Origin of the sequence: Rhodococcus sp. YL-1 (assembly GCF_001942025.1) — a bacterium.
GTDB classification, from domain to species: Bacteria; Actinomycetota; Actinomycetes; order Mycobacteriales; family Mycobacteriaceae; genus Rhodococcus_F; species Rhodococcus_F qingshengii.
This window is the reverse complement of the sequence record NZ_CP017303.1, coordinates 132,932-149,775: the sequence shown is the minus strand read 5'-3', so window position 1 is coordinate 149,775 and position 16,844 is coordinate 132,932. Positions and strand designations below refer to the sequence as shown.

General features: G+C 61.7%; 22 protein-coding genes and 3 pseudogenes. 15 read left to right on the top strand and 10 right to left on the bottom strand.

Annotation, left to right across the window (positions count from 1 at the left end):
* Positions 1-23: 23 nt before the first annotated feature.
* Positions 24-443: a hypothetical protein gene (locus BH682_RS32855; protein WP_075836185.1), complete on the top strand. Its 420-nt coding sequence runs from the start codon at positions 24-26 to the stop codon at positions 441-443.
* Here the strand turns inward: BH682_RS32855 and BH682_RS32850 are convergent.
* Positions 377-739 (bottom strand): MerR family transcriptional regulator, encoded by a 363-nt coding sequence (locus tag BH682_RS32850; RefSeq protein ID WP_411561147.1) that lies wholly within the window; start codon positions 737-739, stop codon positions 377-379. The two genes, BH682_RS32855 and BH682_RS32850, sit on opposite strands and share 67 nt — an antisense overlap.
* 329 nt (positions 740-1,068) lie before the next feature.
* On the opposite strand from BH682_RS32850, the gene BH682_RS36130 reads away from it, so the two are divergent.
* From BH682_RS36130 to BH682_RS32840, 3 genes are all read left to right on the top strand, one after another.
* Positions 1,069-1,317, top strand: coding sequence for a hypothetical protein (locus BH682_RS36130; RefSeq protein ID WP_143542593.1), 249 nt, complete (start codon positions 1,069-1,071; stop codon positions 1,315-1,317).
* A gap of 91 nt (positions 1,318-1,408) precedes the next feature.
* The gene (locus tag BH682_RS32845) at positions 1,409-2,188 is read left to right on the top strand and encodes a SigB/SigF/SigG family RNA polymerase sigma factor (protein ID WP_075836183.1); all 780 of its coding nucleotides are present in this window, start codon (positions 1,409-1,411) and stop codon (positions 2,186-2,188) included.
* A 29-nt stretch (positions 2,189-2,217) separates the two neighbouring features.
* Complete coding sequence (locus BH682_RS32840) at positions 2,218-2,406, top strand: hypothetical protein (protein WP_042926415.1); 189 nt, start codon at positions 2,218-2,220, stop codon at positions 2,404-2,406.
* Between the two features lie 193 nt (positions 2,407-2,599).
* Here the strand turns inward: BH682_RS32840 and BH682_RS32835 are convergent, their stop codons facing one another.
* Together BH682_RS32835 and BH682_RS32830 are read right to left on the bottom strand one after the other, a co-directional pair.
* Positions 2,600-2,848 carry a hypothetical protein gene (locus tag BH682_RS32835; RefSeq protein ID WP_075836181.1) on the bottom strand — a complete coding sequence of 83 codons (249 nt, stop codon included), beginning with the start codon at positions 2,846-2,848 and terminating at the stop codon, positions 2,600-2,602.
* Between the two features lie 27 nt (positions 2,849-2,875).
* A complete protein-coding gene (locus tag BH682_RS32830) occupies positions 2,876-3,652 on the bottom strand; it encodes a hypothetical protein (RefSeq protein ID WP_075836179.1) in 777 nt (258 codons plus the stop codon).
* Positions 3,653-4,109: 457 nt separating this feature from the next.
* Here BH682_RS32830 and BH682_RS36530 point away from each other — a divergent pair, with 457 nt between their 5' ends.
* A complete protein-coding gene (locus BH682_RS36530; RefSeq protein WP_003943357.1) occupies positions 4,110-4,286 on the top strand; it encodes a hypothetical protein in 177 nt (58 codons plus the stop codon).
* Between the two features lie 558 nt (positions 4,287-4,844).
* On the opposite strand, the gene BH682_RS37150 is transcribed toward BH682_RS36530, so the two are convergent.
* Positions 4,845-4,973 carry a hypothetical protein gene (locus BH682_RS37150; protein ID WP_263284178.1) on the bottom strand — a complete coding sequence of 43 codons (129 nt, stop codon included), beginning with the start codon at positions 4,971-4,973 and terminating at the stop codon, positions 4,845-4,847.
* A gap of 125 nt (positions 4,974-5,098) precedes the next feature.
* Here BH682_RS37150 and BH682_RS32825 point away from each other — a divergent pair, with 125 nt between their 5' ends.
* The 3 genes from BH682_RS32825 to BH682_RS32815 all read left to right on the top strand — a co-directional run bounded on the left by BH682_RS32825 (position 5,099) and on the right by BH682_RS32815 (position 7,405).
* The gene (locus BH682_RS32825) at positions 5,099-5,638 is read left to right on the top strand and encodes a DUF488 domain-containing protein (protein WP_075836177.1); all 540 of its coding nucleotides are present in this window, start codon (positions 5,099-5,101) and stop codon (positions 5,636-5,638) included.
* Between the two features lie 375 nt (positions 5,639-6,013).
* Positions 6,014-6,673 (top strand): carbonic anhydrase, encoded by a 660-nt coding sequence (locus BH682_RS32820; protein ID WP_064442814.1) that lies wholly within the window; start codon positions 6,014-6,016, stop codon positions 6,671-6,673.
* 144 nt (positions 6,674-6,817) lie between these two features.
* A complete protein-coding gene (locus tag BH682_RS32815; RefSeq protein WP_064443438.1) occupies positions 6,818-7,405 on the top strand; it encodes a uracil-DNA glycosylase family protein in 588 nt (195 codons plus the stop codon).
* Positions 7,406-7,781: 376 nt separating this feature from the next.
* On the opposite strand, the gene BH682_RS32810 is transcribed toward BH682_RS32815, so the two are convergent.
* The 3 genes and pseudogenes from BH682_RS32810 to BH682_RS32800 form a co-directional block, all read right to left on the bottom strand.
* Positions 7,782-8,099, bottom strand: a complete 318-nt coding sequence (locus BH682_RS32810) for an MGMT family protein (RefSeq protein WP_064442813.1) — start codon at positions 8,097-8,099, stop codon at positions 7,782-7,784.
* Positions 8,092-8,289, bottom strand: a pseudogene (locus BH682_RS32805) (vitamin B12 dependent-methionine synthase activation domain-containing protein); the annotation flags it as partial. The gene BH682_RS32810 and the pseudogene BH682_RS32805, both read right to left, overlap by 8 nt.
* Before the next feature lie 340 nt (positions 8,290-8,629).
* On the bottom strand, positions 8,630-8,962 hold the full coding sequence (locus BH682_RS32800) for a cupin domain-containing protein (protein WP_064442811.1): 333 nt from the start codon (positions 8,960-8,962) through the stop codon (positions 8,630-8,632).
* Between the two features lie 506 nt (positions 8,963-9,468).
* Between BH682_RS32800 and BH682_RS36120 the strand changes: the two genes are divergently transcribed.
* Entirely contained in the window at positions 9,469-9,762 is a 294-nt protein-coding gene (locus BH682_RS36120) for a hypothetical protein (protein ID WP_157127685.1), read from the top strand.
* Positions 9,763-9,947: 185 nt separating this feature from the next.
* Here BH682_RS36120 and BH682_RS32790 read toward each other — a convergent pair whose 3' ends face one another.
* Positions 9,948-10,643 carry a helix-turn-helix transcriptional regulator gene (locus tag BH682_RS32790; RefSeq protein ID WP_075836175.1) on the bottom strand — a complete coding sequence of 232 codons (696 nt, stop codon included), beginning with the start codon at positions 10,641-10,643 and terminating at the stop codon, positions 9,948-9,950.
* 60 nt (positions 10,644-10,703) lie between these two features.
* On the opposite strand from BH682_RS32790, the gene fdxA reads away from it, so the two are divergent.
* Together fdxA and BH682_RS32780 are read left to right on the top strand one after the other, a co-directional pair.
* A complete protein-coding gene (gene fdxA / locus BH682_RS32785) occupies positions 10,704-11,078 on the top strand; it encodes a ferredoxin (RefSeq protein ID WP_064442809.1) in 375 nt (124 codons plus the stop codon).
* 9 nt (positions 11,079-11,087) lie between these two features.
* A pseudogene (locus BH682_RS32780) lies at positions 11,088-11,804 on the top strand (cbb3-type cytochrome c oxidase subunit I); the annotation flags it as partial.
* A 390-nt stretch (positions 11,805-12,194) separates the two neighbouring features.
* Here the strand turns inward: BH682_RS32780 and BH682_RS32770 are convergent.
* Positions 12,195-13,136, bottom strand: a complete 942-nt coding sequence (locus BH682_RS32770) for a GlxA family transcriptional regulator (protein ID WP_075836171.1) — start codon at positions 13,134-13,136, stop codon at positions 12,195-12,197.
* A 108-nt stretch (positions 13,137-13,244) separates the two neighbouring features.
* Here BH682_RS32770 and BH682_RS32765 point away from each other — a divergent pair, with 108 nt between their 5' ends.
* The 3 genes and pseudogenes from BH682_RS32765 to BH682_RS32755 all read left to right on the top strand — a co-directional run bounded on the left by BH682_RS32765 (position 13,245) and on the right by BH682_RS32755 (position 15,098).
* Positions 13,245-13,556, top strand: coding sequence for a putative quinol monooxygenase (locus tag BH682_RS32765; RefSeq protein ID WP_075836169.1), 312 nt, complete (start codon positions 13,245-13,247; stop codon positions 13,554-13,556).
* A 268-nt stretch (positions 13,557-13,824) separates the two neighbouring features.
* Positions 13,825-14,820: pseudogene (locus BH682_RS32760) on the top strand (globin domain-containing protein); the annotation flags it as partial.
* A gap of 11 nt (positions 14,821-14,831) precedes the next feature.
* Complete coding sequence (locus BH682_RS32755) at positions 14,832-15,098, top strand: hypothetical protein (protein WP_371594684.1); 267 nt, start codon at positions 14,832-14,834, stop codon at positions 15,096-15,098.
* Here BH682_RS32755 and BH682_RS32750 read toward each other — a convergent pair.
* Positions 15,060-15,473 (bottom strand): VOC family protein, encoded by a 414-nt coding sequence (locus BH682_RS32750; RefSeq protein ID WP_064445068.1) that lies wholly within the window; start codon positions 15,471-15,473, stop codon positions 15,060-15,062. The two genes, BH682_RS32755 and BH682_RS32750, sit on opposite strands and share 39 nt — an antisense overlap.
* Positions 15,474-15,829: 356 nt before the next feature.
* Between BH682_RS32750 and BH682_RS32745 the strand changes: the two genes are divergently transcribed.
* Complete coding sequence (locus tag BH682_RS32745) at positions 15,830-16,792, top strand: tellurite resistance/C4-dicarboxylate transporter family protein (protein ID WP_223304432.1); 963 nt, start codon at positions 15,830-15,832, stop codon at positions 16,790-16,792.
* Positions 16,793-16,844 lie beyond the last annotated feature (52 nt).

The window sequence follows — 16,844 nt, the reverse complement described above, 5'->3', positions numbered from 1 at the left end:
GCCTCGATGAGTAGGACTGCACTATGCCGTTGACGAAGAAGTTCTCGGAAATGTACGACGACGCGCTGACCGCGTTGGCTGCGGCGTCGCAGCGGCCCGCTGCTGTGGTGAATGTGGACGGGCAGTACGCCATTCGTGTGGATCTCGAGTACAACCGCTACGTGTTGGCCACCAATTCTGCGCGAGGGTTGTGGGACGAGCCCGATGCGAGCGGTTCGTGGTGGGTGCACATCGTGCAGACCGGTGACGACAATACGGAAACGCTGCTCGCGCAGGCGCAGAAGCCGTGGCTTATCGACGCGTTCGATGCGGCGATCGACCAGCTCGAATCGGAGGGGCATGTGATCGCTGCCGATGCGGATTTCGGCGCCATCGCTCACGCCGACGCGGGGTCACCGCCTTCCGGGACGCGCTCGGAAGGCGATTCCTCCGCGGGCATCTGACTGAGCTGAGCGATCTGTTCGGCCAGGATCGCGTTCCGGTTTTCCAGGTCGAGGATGACACCGATCGCGGTCAGGTTGATGCCGTCGGCGATCAACGCGCTGATACGTGTCAACGTGGCCAGGTCTGCTTCGCTGTAGCGGCGGGTTCCCCCGCCCGTGCGGGCTGGGGTGAGCAGTCCGCGGCGCTCGTACAGTCTCAATGTTTGCGGGCCGACGCCGGACAGTTCTGACATCACGGAAATCCCGTACACCCCACGGCGGTCGTAGGCAGCATGGACGTGCGCTGCATCTGTCACTGCCACAGCACTACTCCCTCAGCCCAACCGGATATCACTGGACTTTAACACGGCTCATCACTATCCCTTCGCCGGCCGATGCTGCAAATCTGATGGTCAGCACTGCAGATTTTCGCGCAACCGAACATAGTCACGGCTAGAACGTACCCGCCCGGTAAGAACGGAAACACGCCTGAATGTGCAGGTGGGCCCAAGGGGAGATTGCCCACGGCGCTCTCGATCCCTGTTTTCTCTGCCGCTCTAATTGTCGCTTATCTGCATCAGTTGGTATAGATTTACGACATCGGATCAGACAGCTGTGTGTGAGCACGTGGACCCCGGGAGTGTGAATGACAACTGCCATGACCTCCTCATATGACGTCGGGCGGGCCTCTGCGCAGCGGCGATCGCCGATCACGACCCCTGTCGCCTCCCGAGGTTGGTGGCGGCGGGTGACGCTCGATCTCGTCCTGGTGATCGTGATCGCCGGAATCTTGGGCGCAGTCGGGTCCGTCCTTGCCGGCCCGCTGACCGCAGTGGCGTTCGCCCTGGTCGCGGCGGCCTCATTCCGCGTAGTCCTGCAGGCGATCAACCCGTGAGCGCGACTGTGAAGGAGAAGACGATGCGCGCAGCACGATACGCACGAGCAACGACCACCCGGCAGAAGTGGGTGATCGCGTGAGCCGGCACATGAAGGACGCCGAATACGCACAGGTCGCGGGCTTGCTGGAAGAGTTGGCTTCTCTGCCGGGAGACGACGCACGCTGCGAGCGTCTGCGCAGGCAGATCATCGAGCTATGTCTACCGCTGACTCGCCATATCGCCTTGCGGTATCGCGGCCGCGGACAAGCGCTCGACGATCTCGTCCAAGCGGCCAGCGTCGGTCTGGTCAGTGCGGTGAACCGTTTCGATTTGGCCAAGGGCAAAGACTTCCTCGCCTTCGCGATTCCCACGATGATGGGGGAGGTGCGTAAGCATTTCCGGGATCGTGGATGGGATGTGCGGGTGCCGCGCTCGTTGCAGGAAAACTGTCTTGCGCTCAACAAAGCACGCACCGCGCTCACGCAGGATCTCGGGCGTGAGCCGACGGTGCCGGAGCTGGCGAAAGAGCTCGGAGTCGAGCCCGCCGAGGTCGCGGAGATCGTTGCTGCCGGCGATTCCTATCATGCAGCGTCCCTCGATGCAGCCGCTGTCGGTGACGGTCGATCGATCGCAGATGCGTTGGGGGAGTTCGATGCTGCCCTCGACGGCATCGACAATCAGGAAACGCTGCGGCCGGCGCTCCTCGCTCTGCCCGAGCGTGAGCGCATCATCGTGATTTACCGGTTCTTCGGGGAACTGACTCAGGCGGAAATCGCGGAGAAGATCGGAGTGTCGCAGATGCACGTCTCTCGGCTCCTCGCCCAAAGTCTCGCGAAACTGCGAGCCTCGTCTTCCTTTGCGCCCCGGCCGGTCGCGGTCGCAGCCTGACCTGACTGGGAAGAAAGGACGAGGATCGAATGCATTTCACTTTTCTCTACGACGGTGCTGCGCAGCGCACTGCTGAGTACCCGACCTTGGAGGAAGCTGTCCGGAGTATCGAGTTGGGGCAGGTGGATCGCACGCTCTGGAGCATTCAATACACCGATCGCGAGGGCGGAATTCGGGTCTACCGATTTCCCACGGACCGCGGAGTCGGTGGTGAATGACGAACGCGCAGTACTGAATACAGCAGTACTGACTTCAACAGGCCAGCTTTCAAAACGCTGAGCTGTACTCGATAACCATTCCGGGGATTCGTCAGACGCAAGGCCCCAAGGCCCGTCCCCCCTGGGCGCTTACGAATGCCGGCGGGACGATCTGGGCCGCGGAGAGGGGAGCCGTCGGAGTCGATGGGATGTGTCAGGGGTGATCGTTCTTGTCGTGCTGGGCGCGATGTATTCGCCGCGCGGGAACAGCTCTCAATGTACGGGTGCTACCGATCTGCCGGTGTCGCAGACGTATCAGACCAGCCGCGGCCGCGCTTGCCACGATCGCCCAGGCGACGGTGGGAGCCCACGCCCCTTGGGTCAGGCTCACGGCGATGCCGACGACGGCGATGAGCAGGATGGCCCACACGAACATGGCGCTGAAACTGGCGATAGGCCTCACGAGTGACTCCTCACATGTGTTGGCAGGTCAGGATTCCGTGGGGCGAGGTCGTCCGCTGCGGATCGCATCCCCGTGCGCGCCTTCCGTTGCGGCGTTCGGCTCTGTTTCGACTGCGGCATGACGTCGATTGGCTTTTTCGCGACGGGGCGATGTTTCGCTACTGGCAGGGATACGCCAAAGTTTCGGCGAGTGACCGTCTTCGGTGTTCGCGAGGGTGCGTAGTCCGTCGGCGTCTTGTTGGAGGGTGGTGACGAAGGGTGCTCGCGCGTTTTCGTCGAGGCCGTCGGGCAGGTTCGCTCCTTCGCTGACCGTTTTCGCGGTGTTGTCGAGGAATCGGGCGATCCGCAGCAGCAGCGGCCGGGGCATGGGAACGGTACCGGTGCGGGTGTTTGTGCGGGCGTCGGCGGCGATCATGCCCAGAGTCGACAGGTGGGACAAGCCGTCGGTCAGAGAGTGCTCTTCGAGGTTGCCGTGAGCAACTTTCAGCGCTTCTGCCAGGGCGGCGATGGTCAGTCCGAGTGCGTTGGTGGGCATGGGGATGGTGCGTTCGAATTCGGTCATGGGCTCGCCGGGTGCTTCGTCGGAAATGGCCGCCGCGAGGGAGTTGGCGAAGATGGCGAGGTGTTCGTCGGTGAAGTGTCGTTGTGCGGTGCGCCGGGTGACGTGCATCAGGCGGGCGTAGTCGTCGAGTTTGTCGTTGAGCAGTACCCGGGCCTGGGAGTCGGTGATCGTCAGCCCCAGACCGAGAAGCGTGCCCCGTAGTTGGGTTGTTCGGGTGTCGAGCCAGGTGCTGTTCGGACTCATATCTGGCTCCAACTTTCTCGCGAGATCGTATACCGAGCATAGGCGTCGTTCGGCTTCGGACTTCGCCTCAGGGGCGGCATCCGAATCCGCAGCGGGCTGATCATGTTCCTCGCCTGCAGCGGCGTACGGTCAGGTTCCTGACCCTGTCGCCTGTGTTTGAGCGCAACGGCTCGCAGCCGTATCAACACACCCACGAGAAGTGTTGTGCAGCCTGTGAAGTGACCGCATCGACGTCGACGGGGGCCGAGTGGATTGGACTGCGGGTCAGTTCGCAAGCTCCTTTTTCGGCTGTACTCGTTTCGTGTCTTCGGATCTGTTTTCGGAGGCCTCGAGGAGGATTGGTTATCGGCGACACACCGCGAGTCCCCGCTTCTCTCCATTGCATAATTTCGCGTGTCCTACGTTTTCAAAAATCTGTGACCTGGGTAACAAACCCAGGGTTGATGAGGAGACAGTGATGGATGTAATTGTGTGGGCCGAATCCGAGGAACGTGAACGGTGGTGGCGACAGGTCATGGGCCTCGCACTCGCAATCGAGCGTTTCGAGGCGGAAGAACCGATCGCACGTGGTTTGTCCGCGACGTCGAGGATGCGCGTATCGGTCCGATCGATTCATGGCGTGACCGCTGCCTGAGTCCAGCTACCGGAACGCACGCGTCCGGAATGCGTCTGAGAATTCTGCCTTGCGTGGTGTGAGTGGCTAATTCGATGTCAGAGGGAGCAGTGGCGATGGTGAACGTGGTTCTGTTACTCGTGATGTTAGGTGTCGGTCTTACCGTGGTGATGTGCCTGGACTTCCAGTGGCTTCGTTCGTCCTCACGTGGCAAACGACACCGGCACCCTCGGCACGCAGGTGTAGGACTCGGGAAGCCGTAGTACCCCCCCGAGGGAACCGTGCCGCCGATGGGCGATCGCGCTTCCGGTGGCCCGCGCCTACTCCTGCCGCAGCAGTCCCCAGGCCTGCGGGGTGCGGGAGTTCAGACTTCGTCGGGGCGTATCTGGTCCGGGCGTTCGATGTTTCCCCGCCAGGCGCCTGTTTCCTGGTCGCGGGATTCGATGAGGACGTCATGTGAGTTTTGCTCCTGTACCTGGTCGGATGCGACCAACTGCCGTGGTGGTTGCACTCGAGAAAGAAATGATCAGCGCGTCAATTACCCAGTCGATGTGCCGCCACACGAGCTTAGCGCTGTTGTCAGTTGCGCAACAGGACATGGCCGAAGTGGGTGCGGACAGCTGCGGGAACCTCGAAGTCCGCCGCCACTCGGGCGAGGAGACGCTCCGCGACTCGCCGCCACTCGGGCGAGGAGACGCTCCGCGACATCGCGGACCTTGATATTCGTTTTCTAACACAATAGTGGACGGCATATCGCAGGGACGTCCTACTGGCCGGAGTTTTCGGTTCGATACATCATCTCCGCAGGCGCGTATTCGACGTAGCGTGGCGGCATGTCAGCCATCACGATTTACACTGTCGGGCACTCGACGCACCCGATCGACGAGTTCGTCGATCTCTTGGAGACGTACGGGATCACGAAGTTGATCGACGTGCGTACCATCGCCAAGTCCCGGCACAATCCGCAGTTCGGTGAGGCTGCTTTGGCGGCGAGCGTGCGCGCGCGCAACATCACGTACCGCCGTATGACGGCATTGGGCGGTTTGCGTCATGTATGCAAGGACAGCGTCAACGGCGCCTGGCGGAACGCGTCGTTCCAAGGGTACGCGGACTACATGCAGACGGAAGAGTTCGCCGACGCGATCGACCTGCTCGTGAAGCGAGGTCACAACAGTGATGCAGCGATCATGTGTGCGGAAGCTGTGCCGTGGCGATGCCATCGTTCGATGATCGGTGATGCGCTCGTGGTTCGCGGGGTCATCGTGCTCGACATCATGACCAAGAAGTCGGCACCTCCGCATACGCTCACCTCGTTCGCGCGCGTTGACGGGTCACGGGTTAGTTACCCCGCCTCGTCGGAGACGTCGCCTTGAGCGCACTGGGCTGGGTGGGAGCGGACTGACGCGCGTCTGGTGGTGTTGAAGTGAGCCGAAATGTTGTCCGCAGACACAGGAAATCAGCTACTCGACGGCATGATCCGTTGTTGGTGCTCACGCCCTCGATCCGACCAAATCCCTGCGCAGTCACGAACATATGCGGTCATTCGCTATCACATCGATCGGTGGTACAGGGGGTTCCTTGTCGACTCTCGCGACAAGGTCGAACAGGCACTTCAGTCGATCACGAAGTACCGATACCCATCTCCGCACTGGCGCGTGCGTGCACACTTTCTGGACATGCCTCACCACCGGTGTGGGTTAATGCAACCCTGTCTGCAATGCGGAAGACGCCGTGTGCACAATGGATGAATGCCACGTTCAAGCCCCCTTTCCGCTTGGAAGTCTCTTCGCGAGGGTAACGAGCGATTCGTCAACGGCGCGTCCATCCATCCGAGCCAGGGAATCGTCGACCGCGCGAAGCTGGTCAACGAACAACATCCGACCGCGGTCTTGTTCGGTTGCGGTGATTCGCGCGTAGCCGCCGAGATCATCTTCGATCAGGGTCTCGGCGACATGTTCGTCGTCCGCACCGCAGGTCATGTGCTCGACGATTCGGTGCTCGGTTCGATCGAATACGCCATAGAGGTGCTCGACGTGCCGCTCATCGTCGTCCTCGGCCACGACAGTTGCGGCGCAGTGAAAGCCACTCTCGATGCCTTGGACGAGAATGCGGTGCCCGACGGTTTCATTCGTAGTGTGATCGAGCGCGTCGCCCCCTCGATCCTGATGGGCCGCCGCGAGGGATTGTCCACCGTCGACGAACTCGAAGGTCGTCATGTGGTGGAAACAGGGTCGTTGATCATGCAGAGGTCGCGCATCATCGCGGAGAAAGTGGACAAAGGTGCCTGCGCGATCGTCGGCGTCACCTACACGTTGTCCGACGGGCATATGCGTCTTCGAGGCGTGGTTGGAGACATAGGGGAAACCGTGCCAAATACTGGGGGACTCGACGCCCCCGCTGCCCGCTGACTGAGGAATCTGTCAGCCGGGCCTACCGGCGCGGCTTCAAGCCTTCCACCCGGATTTCGGTGATTTCCCGGTAAGACGACGACCTCGAACGCGTCCGATAACGACGTCACTTCTATGCTTGCCTCGACCCCGGAGATGGGAAATATGCCGGAACCATTGGCTGAGTTGCTCAGGGAGATCCGAGGGTGCACGCTCTGCGCGGACCACCTGCCGTGCGGGCCGCGTCCCGTACTGCAAGCAGGCCCATCGGCTCGGCTGCGTGTGATCGGCCAGGCGCCTGGCCGCAAAGTTCATACGACGGGTGTTCCCTGGGACGATCCTTCAGGTGACCGTCTGCGCACTTGGCTCGGTCTGACGCCCCCACAGTTCTACGACCCGGGCAAGGTAGCCGTCATGTCGATGGGCTTTTGCTATCCCGGCAAAGCGAGGTCGGGTGATCAACCACCGCGATCCGAATGCGTATCCCACTGGCACGAGGCGCTGAACGATCATTTGGTCGATGTTCGACTCACGTTATTGGTCGGTCAGTATGCACAGGCACATTATCTACGTGGTCGGCGCAAGCCGACGCTGACCGAGACCGTCAAAGCAGCGAAGGATTACTTGCCGTTGGGGTACCTTCCCCTTCCGCATCCTTCTCCGCGCAACCAGCCGTGGCTTGCCAAGAACCTGTGGTTCGAGGAGGACGTGTTGCCGATCGTCCAGACTGCAGTTCGCTCGCTCGCCCTGTGAAAGATCTTTTTGTCTCCACGTAGAGGTTCAGCGCGAAGCGCGAACACAACGTGTTCGACGTTGTCAGTTGACCGTCCACATCATCGAACCGATACCGAGCTGGCCGCCCGGTCACTGAGCTCTCCCCGTTCACACGCCGCGTCGGCGCTACACGCTCTCGCGCCTTACACCTTGCCCCCGGGTGTGTCGTCAACCGCCAGTCCACCTGAGTGCACGTCGAGACTGCGCAGCGGGTGGCCGTGTCTCATCCGACATGCCAGACTTAGGACATGACCCGGGGAGCAAATACGAGGGTGAAGATGACTTAATCGCATGGAGGACATGGCATTTCGTCGAAAACGATTGCAGGACGGTTCTCGCCATCGTTTGAGGTGGATCATCCATTCCACAGCGCGTGTACGAGGTCGACCCGTCCGTCGCGCATGGGCGTCCCTTCGCCGCGCAGTAGGACGAGAGCGTTGTTGCCGTGACAGGTAGCGGGAGTGCCGTTGGCGTAGACCACTCGGTGCCAATGTGTTTCGTCTGCCCAGTGGGTCATGACCTGGCCGACTTGGCGCGGATGCGCGTCGACGATGGTGGCGATCAGTCCGTATGTCATCACGCGGCCTGCAGGGATACGGTCGATTGTGTCGAGGACGCGGCGCGCGAACGGCGAGGGGCCGTCTTCCGATATTCCGTTCGGCAACTCAGACATTGAAATACTTTGCTTCCGGGTGGTGCAGGACAAAAGCGTCCGTGGACTGCTCGGGATGCAGCTGCAGCTCCTCAGACAATTCGACGCCGATTCGTTCGGGTTCGAGCAACGCAACCAACTTGGCTCGATCCTCGAGATCCGGGCACGCGCCGTATCCGAACGAATAACGAGCGCCGCGGTACTCGAGGCCGAGGAAGTCGTCCAGGGTGAGGTCCGCGGCCTGCAACATGGTGCCCATCGCTCCGTCGCCGATGACAACGCAATGTTTCAGCGCATCAAGCAGGGCAGAGTTACATGGGGCAGACATGCCGCCGGCCGTGGACTTCGAGGAAACAGGGGCGATCGGATCGTCGGTTTCGAATCGGTTCAATGCATTTACCTAACAGGACGATTGCCATCGACACGTAGAAGGACCGCGAACCGTGCCCGCGGACGATGCGGGGCACAGCTCGCGACTGGAGCATGGTCGATGACGAAGCGGAGTAAGAAATGACGGTCAGATCAGTGGCCGTGAAGACCGGGTCGATACTTCAGATTGCTTTAGCGACCGTCAGTAGTACGCACGAGGCCTCCAGCGCTTCGAGAGAATGTCGAGCATTCGGGACGATCAACAGATCGCCGGATGATCCCTCCCAAGCATTCTCGGCTGCGCACAGGCGTACCCGGCCGGTGAGGACGTAGACGGTCGCTTCCCCAGGGTTCTCGTGCTCGTCGAGTTTTTGGCCCTCTGCCAGCGCGATGACGGTTTGCCGCAGGACGTGTTCATGGCCGCCGTACACGGTACGAGCGCTCCGGCCGCTCTTCGAGTTTCCCGCCTTGTCGGCGAGTTGGCGAGCGAGCGCTGTCAATGACATCTTTTCCACGGTGTTCGCTTTCTTTGCGTGTATGCGGTGCTGGCCAGGGATTTCCATCGTTCTCCACTGGCCCGGCCATGAGGAGGTTTCTCAGTTGGTTCATGGGGCTTTCGCGGGGGCGTTGAATCAGGGCTGCTGTGGTGGGGGTGGGGGGGTGATCTCGTGTGGTGAGGAACTTGGCGGGGTCACTTCCGGTGCGGGCGCCGCTCTCTAACCATCGGGCGAATCCCCTTGGATCGCGACGTTCGATTTCGTCGAGATAAGCCTCGCGGGTACGTGCGAAGTGCAGTTCGTCCGTCGTCGAGGGCGATGTCGAGGGATCGCTCTGCTGGGCGGGGAAGCTCATGCGCCAACATCGACACAGGGCGTCGTCCGAGAGTTGGCTGCAATCCGGCAATGGAAGAAGCTGCACATCGACGCCGCTGGTGCGTATCAGGGGATCTTTCGGCGAGCACGGGAGCGAGGGTGTGAACTCGACTCTGTCGCGGAGATAGCGGCATACCGGAGGGGAGGTGATGGCCATCAGCAGTATCAGCGGTAGGGCAGGAGCGCCGGCGAGCGTGATCAATCCGATGACAGTGACCACTCCTGCCGCCCACGTAGCGCCGTCTCGTAGCGCAATCGTCAGGAGAGTTCGCGGTGGTGGGGTAGTACGACGTGTGATCGGTCGCAGCCAGGGTGAACCCCCTCCGATCAGCACTGCGGCAATCACCGCCGATACCAGAATGTCGGTTTGGACGGTGATGGCTGCGGCGATCCCCCCTGAAGCGGCCAGGATGACCGCGGTAATCCACCAGATCATGCGATAGATGCTCATGGGGTGTAATCCGTTGTAGTGAGGAAGTTTCCGGCTGTTCATTTCTCGATGCGGTCCGCCGAAACGACGAATATGTTCGATCGCGCGAGCACATCAGCGGTCCCACAAAACATGGGGGAGGGGAATGTGACTGTGCGACAGGAACATTGATATGCGCCGTTTGTACGGTCCTATGTGTCATTGCTGCTCCAGTTGCGCGAGGCACGTATGCGCGGTGTCCCAGGGGGTGAGCGTGCTCTCGATCTGACGTGCGCCAAGTCGTGTCAGAACTCCGCGTATCAGACCGAGATGCAAGGAGCAGACAACGCCGGGGTTCTGTCGGGCGACGCTTTCGAACGGACAGGCGTGCAATCGGATACGCGTATCGGAAGTCGAGGATTCGAGTTCCGGATCGAACCCCATCTCCGCGAACAAGGTAGTGACGACGACCGCCGCATCTTCTGTGGATCGACCGTTTCCGGAGGTTTCGCCGAGATCATCCAGCGCCCACTGCCGACCCGCAGCCTCGGCGAGCTGTTCCGGATCACCGTCCGCGTGGCGCGCGAAGTGCGCCGCCAAAACGTGGGCCAACTTTTCGTATCCGGAGGTGATCCCGACTCCTGACCCGAGTGGATTCTGTGCCCGGTAAAGCTGGCGCGGACGCCCTCGGATGACGTTGCGCTCGGTCTCCTTCGCGATCAGACCGACTTCGATCAACGCGTTGAGGTGGAACCGAACTGTGCTCACATGCAGGCCGCACAGATCCGCCAGTTCGCTGGCGGCCATCGATTCCGCGGCAGCCCGCAAGGCGTCCAACAGTTGAACTCGCCGCCCAGACGCCAGCACTGCATGGGTGTCGGCGCGCGCAGAACCGGTTCCCTTTCGTATCGCCATACTGTAAGACTTTAGAGGAAAGATTTCCTTAAAAATAGGCAGTGCCCCCGGAGGTCGCTCATGACATACGTGATCGCAGCACCATGTATCGACGTGATGGACCGGGGGTGCGTCGAGGAATGCCCGGTGGACTGCATCTACGAAGGAGCGCGGTCGCTCTACATCCACCCCGACGAATGCATCGACTGCGGTGCGTGCGAACCGGTCTGCCCGGTCGAGGCCATCTCGTACGAATCCGACGTCCCCGCCCGCTGGGAAGATTTCATCGATGACAACGCCCGCTTCTTCCACCGGCCACTGCCCGGTGCGGCCGAGATGGTGGGATCACCGGGAGGATCCATGAATCTCGGTCGCGTAGGTGTCGATACGGAATTGGTAGGCGGGTACCCGTACTCGAATCGTCCGGATATCGGACCGCCATCTCCCGCGCAGTGAGGAACGGCAATGACTCCCATTGTGACAGAGCTCCTTCCTTCGCGGCCTTACCCGAAACGGCGGGGGCTCAAGGGCACGTTCCTCTATTCCGCTGCCACTACGACCGATCCCAAACAGCTGGGCGTGATGTATCTGGTCACCTCGTTCGCCTTCTTCATGCTGGGCGGATTGATGGCCCTGCTGATCCGGACCGAACTTGCCGTCCCCGGTCTTCAGTTTCTCTCGAACGAGCAGTACAACCAGCTCTTCACCATGCACGGCACGATCATGTTGCTGCTCTATGCCACTCCGATCGTCTTCGGCTTCGCGAACTACATACTTCCCCTGCAGATCGGCGCACCGGATGTGGCGTTCCCGCGACTGAACGCACTCAGCTACTGGCTGTACCTGTTCGGTGCGCTCGTCACCGTATCCGGATTCCTCACCCCCGGAGGTGCCGCCGACTTCGGATGGACGGGGTATTCCCCGCTGACCAGTGCCCTGCATTCACCAGGTGTCGGTGGGGATCTGTGGATCATGGGCCTCGCACTGGCCGGCGTCGGGACCATCTTGGGTGGGGTCAACATGATCACCACCGTGATCTGTCTGCGTGCACCCGGGATGACGATGTTTCGGATGCCCATCTTCACGTGGAATGTCTTCATCACCATGATTTTGGTGTTGTTGGCTTTTCCTATTCTCACGGCAGCGCTGATGGGACTGCTCGTGGACCGACACTTGGGGGCTCTTCCCAGATGAGGGTGTAGGTCGGCCGGGCGGGTCGGTCCGCAGGTAGACGTCGAGGTCTCCCGACGATGGAGGTTCCTACGCCATCCATCCGAAAGACCTCGACGTGACCGACGCTACCCCGCCGGCCGGCTTCGGCCGCCCTGACCTGACCGCCTTCGCGTCTCATCCCAATCGACCCTGATCGAGTCTGCTGACCCCCTCGACGAGAACGCAGCGACATCACAGCCACCCAACCCCGACCGTCCGGGAAGCCGGGACACGTCACATGGCCTGTGCTGCGGGCGTGTCGAGTGGGTCGTCCAGGGGCGACGCAGGAGCGTCGACGCGACGTGCTGAGAGGTGGTTCCAGTCGAGCACTAGGACACCGGCTACAGGCATGGCGATAGGTCAGGAACGGCGTCGCTCCCTACGCAGGAGGGAGCGCAGAGTCTCGGCGTTCGCGTAGCCGACCCGTAGCGCGATCTCGGCGGAGGTGAGGTCCGTGGTTGCTGAGAGGTGCCGAGCTCGTTCGATGCGAAGCCGTTGGACGAAGCCGAGCGGAGTGAGGTTGAGCGCCGCACGGACTCGTCGTTCGAGGGTGCGCCGGCTGGTGCCGAGCGACTGCGCGACGAAGGCGACGTTGAACGGTTCGTCCAGGCGGGCGCGCACGAAGCGTTCGAACTCGACGACGATCGGGTCCTCGTGCCGGAGATGTTCGTAGGCGACGAAGGCCGCCTGCGACGGACGCTCGTCGATGATGAGGAGCTTGGCGACATGTTGGGCCAGATCGGGGCTGATCGATCGCACGAGTGAGAGCGCGAGGTCGATGTGGGCGAACGCGGCGCCGGCGGTGACGAGGTTCCCGTCGACCACGACCATGGTGTCGAGATCGAGGGCGACGGTCGGATAGCGCTTCAGGAACTCCGGCCCCAGGAACCAGCTGGTCGTCGCCCGCCGATGATGCAGCCGTCCGGTCTCGGCGACAGCGAACACGCCGGTGCACGCCGCGGCGATCCGGGTGGTCGCGTCGTCGAGGCGCCCGAGCGAGGCGATGACCGAACGAGCATCTCGGCTCTGGAGGGCGTCGTTGGTAGCGGCGGCCGTGAGGGTTCCAAGCGCAGGGATGACGACCACGTCGAACTCTGCGGACTCCGACAGCGGGTGGTCCACCGACAGGGTCATCGATGCCGTCGTGGTCACTCTCCGTTTCGGTCCGAGGATGGCGAGTTCGATCGGGTCGATCCGCGGGTCGACATCGCCGCGGGCTCCGTCGGCCACCCGCACGATGTCGATGACCGACGCGACAGCCGAACCGAAGCAGCCGTCGATCGCGATCAGTCCGATACGCATGGCGCGAACAATAGCAATACTGCCGTATACGCCACTTCTCACATGCCCTTGCTCGTCATACGCTTAACTCGCTTCACCAAGAAACCTCGACACCTAGGAGAACCCCTCATGTCCACACCCGCATCACTTCCGTATGCCTTCGTCGCCAAGATCGTCGCGGCCGATGGACAGCACGAGGCGCTCGCCGATCTGCTCGCCGGCGCTGTCGCGCTCGCCAACGAAGAAGTAGGAACGATTGTCTGGTTCGCGGTCAGGACCCACGCCGACACCTTCTGGATCTTCGATGCATTCCCCGACGAGGCCGCTCGCGACGCCCACGCCAACGGCGCCATCGTCGCAGCCCTGATGGCCAACCAGCACCTCCTCGGCGCAGCACCCGAGATCCTGGCGGCCGACGTCCTCGCGTCCAAGCTCCCGTAGTCCGCCAACGCACGAGACGATCGCGCCCCGCCGAGCCGTCGCCAGGTCGCGACGCAACGCCACGCTGCGTTGCCGAGCGGTACGAGGCCTATCGGCACACGGACAGGATGCCGGCCGCGAGCGCTCAGCCGGCGAGGGGTCCGTCGCAGAGGAGAGCGACGTCGGTGTCGGGCAGAGCCGTGAGGCCAGCGCATCGCGCGACCACCAGAACCGAACCGCCCCTGCCCTGCGTTTCCGCAGGTCAGGGGCTGTTCGCCGGAGCCGCCTAACACTGCAGCTCGAACCCGACAGCGCCAAGGTCGATCTCATCCTTTCGCGTATCGCTCACAAGCATGCGTCGTTGGGAATCACCCCCGATCAGTACGCGATCGTTCACGAACACCTCTTCGCCGCGATCGTCGAAATACTCGGAGATGCAGTCACTCCCGAAGTCGCCGCAGCCTGGGACGAGGTCTACTGGCTGATGGCGGAAACCCTCATCACGATTGAACGGGGTCTCTACCAACTCGCCGGCGTCGACGCCGGCGACGTGTGGCGCACGGTCAGGATCAGCGAGCGCGTCCTGCAATCCGCCGACACTGTCTCGCTGACTCTCGCCTCGCTCGACGGCAGCGTTCTCCCCACCTTCGCGCCCGGACAGTACCTTTCGGTCGGAGTTACGCTGCCCGACGGCGCTCGCCAGATACGTCAATACAGCCTCTGTTCCGTGCCGAGCAGCGCCGACTGGCGAATCAGCGTGAAGAGAATTTCGGGCACGCCCGACGGCGAAGTGTCGAACTTCCTCTACAACAACGTGTTCGAAGGTTCCGAGCTGTCGGTAACCACACCGTTCGGCGATCTGATGATGCCTGACGACGACTCACCACTGCTACTCGCGTCGGCCGGAATCGGTTGCACACCGATGATCGGCATGCTCAACCATCTTGCGGACACCGGTGCACAGCGTTCCGTCTCCGTCATTCATGCTGATCGATCCATCGCAGATCATGCTCACCGAGCAGAACTCAGCACACTCGTCGAGAAGATTCCCGCCGCAACCTTGCACCGCTGGTACGAGGATCCCGGCACGCACGTACCGTTCGGATCTGTTCACGAAGGACGGGCCGATCTGCGCGATATCACTGTCGAACCGGATACCCAGGCGTTCCTCTGTGGGCCGATGCCGTTCATGTTGGCGATGCGCGCATCGTTGCTCCAACGGGATGTTCCGGCGCAGAATATCCACTACGAGGTCTTCGGACCGGACAGCTGGGCCAATACCTGAGCGGACCCGACATGACGGAAGAGCAACCTGTGGAAACTCTTTCGCGATGGTCCGACTCGGGAGCGACGTGGCGGGTTCTACGGCGCACCCCCACATCGATCACGGTGTCACTACGACGCTGCGACGACGGCGAGGAAGTAGAGCGTCTGACATCGTCCGATCCCGATCTCCTCGCGTGGATCGGTGACCGCTCCAGCAGCGAGGACAGGCCGGACGAACGCACCGCTCCGGACGGCACGTTATCCGTGGAATCGTGGTGCGATCAGCTCTCGGGGTAACTGTTCTGGGTCCGGGTAAGCGACGATGACACGGATACCGTCCGGGTCGCAGCCGTCGACGAAGGTTACTCCGCCGACAACCTGGGTGAAAGTGGAGGCGTCATATGCGCGTAGACGCTCACTGATCCGCGTAAGTTCCTCTTCTGTATCGGCGGACCACATGACGTAGTGGACGCCGATACTGCTGATGTTGCGCAGGGATGCGCCCTTTTGCACATACATGTAGATCTGAAAATCATCCGGCGTCAGAAGAAGCACCGCATCGCGTTCACGCAAGGCGACACGGCAGGAAAACACGTCGCAGTAATAACTCACCGACCGATCCAGGTTGGCTACTTGCATCACCGACGAGGCAACTTTGGCGGCAGCACACATTTTTCTCTCCCACTCCCGAACAAGCCAGAGGTCTTCAGAGTACCGTCACACTCGGTGCATTGGCTTTTTCTGTGACTCAAAGTCCGCATGCACCAGAATTCGCCGCTGACGTTGATGATCGTTCGCCAACTCTCCCGCTCCGAGGTGCAGCGTTTCCTCACCGGGCTCCAATAGGGCGTCCAATCCAACCTGCCGGATCAAACTCCGATAAGTAGATAAACTACCTTCGATTCGGCCCGTTGGTTCGGGCATCGAGATAGCGCGCCCAGTCGCGGCGAGCGTAGTCGGCCCACCGACTGACGGAATGGATATGCAACCCGAGCAGGTCGGCGACGACCGGTGCTGGTAGGTCTTCGGTGAGAGTACGGAGAGCGGAGTTGCGGCTGATCCTGACCGGGATATCGAGTGCGGTCCGTCGATCGCGATCAGTCCGATACGCATGGCTGATCGGGCTCGAGGCGTTTTCGCTGGTATGGCTGGTGATCGGGACGGCAATCTGGCTCGTTCTCACTGTGGTGTTCGCATCGAGGTTGGTCGATGATCGAGCACGGTGGATCGACGAGGCGGATACCCCTCCGGCACTCACGGGTGTAGCGGCGACGACAGTCCTGGGCACGCGATTCGCCCTGCTCGACTGGAGCTCGGTCGGATACGCCGCGCTCGCGATCTCATTGCTTGCGTGGATCGTGCTCATACCGGCGGTGATTCGACACTGGACTTCGCCGACCGTCGGCGTGCATTTTCTGTTGTGTGTGGCCACCCAGGGCCTGGCTGTGTTGGGAGCAACGCTCGCGGCTACAACCACGGCGCATTGGATAGCGATCCCGTCGGCTGCTGCTTTCGTGCTCGGCCTGGCGTTCTACGTCTTGGTGCTCGTCAGGTTCTCTTTCAAGCAGTTCCGCGTCGGTGCCGGAGATCATTGGGTCTTCGGTGGGGCGCTGGCGATTTCGACGCTTGCGGCGGGAAAACTGTCCGCTGCAGCGCAGGCAGTGGGGTGGCCGCAAGGGCTGCATCATTTCTGTCAACGGTTGAGCGTAGTGCTCATAGTCATCGTGCTCGGTTGTTATGTCGTGTTGCTTGTCTGCGAATTGGTCTGGCCGCGACTCGACTACGACGTCAGACGATGGTCGACCGCGTTCCCGATGGGCATGACGTCGGCCGCGTCGCTGACTGTCGCAGCGACGGCGTCAGCTACCTGGTTGAAGCCGGTAGGTGAGGTGTTGGTGTGGCCGGCGGTAGTGCTGTGCACAGTCCTGCTGATTGCTTCGCTGCGACGACTGCGGGCGGTGAGTTCACCAACGCCGACGGTGGGGAGGTGAGCCGACCAGTTCGAGTATGACGTCACATCGGTACCGGAAAGAACATCGATGA

What these genes read in the sequence shown, in the direction of transcription:
- BH682_RS36530 (WP_003943357.1), top strand. Translation starts at nt 4,110, where the DNA reads ATGGATGTAATTGTGTGGGCCGAATCCGAGGAACGTGAACGGTGGTGG.
- BH682_RS36130 (WP_143542593.1), top strand. Translation starts at nt 1,069, where the DNA reads ATGACAACTGCCATGACCTCCTCATATGACGTCGGGCGGGCCTCTGCG.
- BH682_RS32770 (WP_075836171.1), bottom strand. Translation starts at nt 13,136, where the DNA reads ATGCGTATCGGACTGATCGCGATCGACGGCTGCTTCGGTTCGGCTGTC.
- BH682_RS32765 (WP_075836169.1), top strand. Translation starts at nt 13,245, where the DNA reads ATGTCCACACCCGCATCACTTCCGTATGCCTTCGTCGCCAAGATCGTC.
- BH682_RS32755 (WP_371594684.1), top strand. Translation starts at nt 14,832, where the DNA reads ATGACGGAAGAGCAACCTGTGGAAACTCTTTCGCGATGGTCCGACTCG.
- fdxA (WP_064442809.1), top strand. Translation starts at nt 10,704, where the DNA reads ATGACATACGTGATCGCAGCACCATGTATCGACGTGATGGACCGGGGG.
- BH682_RS32790 (WP_075836175.1), bottom strand. Translation starts at nt 10,643, where the DNA reads ATGGCGATACGAAAGGGAACCGGTTCTGCGCGCGCCGACACCCATGCA.
- BH682_RS32840 (WP_042926415.1), top strand. Translation starts at nt 2,218, where the DNA reads ATGCATTTCACTTTTCTCTACGACGGTGCTGCGCAGCGCACTGCTGAG.
- BH682_RS32825 (WP_075836177.1), top strand. Translation starts at nt 5,099, where the DNA reads ATGTCAGCCATCACGATTTACACTGTCGGGCACTCGACGCACCCGATC.
- BH682_RS32855 (WP_075836185.1), top strand. Translation starts at nt 24, where the DNA reads ATGCCGTTGACGAAGAAGTTCTCGGAAATGTACGACGACGCGCTGACC.
- BH682_RS32820 (WP_064442814.1), top strand. Translation starts at nt 6,014, where the DNA reads ATGCCACGTTCAAGCCCCCTTTCCGCTTGGAAGTCTCTTCGCGAGGGT.
- BH682_RS32750 (WP_064445068.1), bottom strand. Translation starts at nt 15,473, where the DNA reads ATGTGTGCTGCCGCCAAAGTTGCCTCGTCGGTGATGCAAGTAGCCAAC.
- BH682_RS32815 (WP_064443438.1), top strand. Translation starts at nt 6,818, where the DNA reads ATGCCGGAACCATTGGCTGAGTTGCTCAGGGAGATCCGAGGGTGCACG.
- BH682_RS32830 (WP_075836179.1), bottom strand. Translation starts at nt 3,652, where the DNA reads ATGAGTCCGAACAGCACCTGGCTCGACACCCGAACAACCCAACTACGG.
- BH682_RS36120 (WP_157127685.1), top strand. Translation starts at nt 9,469, where the DNA reads ATGGCCATCAGCAGTATCAGCGGTAGGGCAGGAGCGCCGGCGAGCGTG.
- BH682_RS37150 (WP_263284178.1), bottom strand. Translation starts at nt 4,973, where the DNA reads ATGTCGCGGAGCGTCTCCTCGCCCGAGTGGCGGCGAGTCGCGGAGCGT.
- BH682_RS32845 (WP_075836183.1), top strand. Translation starts at nt 1,409, where the DNA reads ATGAAGGACGCCGAATACGCACAGGTCGCGGGCTTGCTGGAAGAGTTG.
- BH682_RS32810 (WP_064442813.1), bottom strand. Translation starts at nt 8,099, where the DNA reads ATGTCTGAGTTGCCGAACGGAATATCGGAAGACGGCCCCTCGCCGTTC.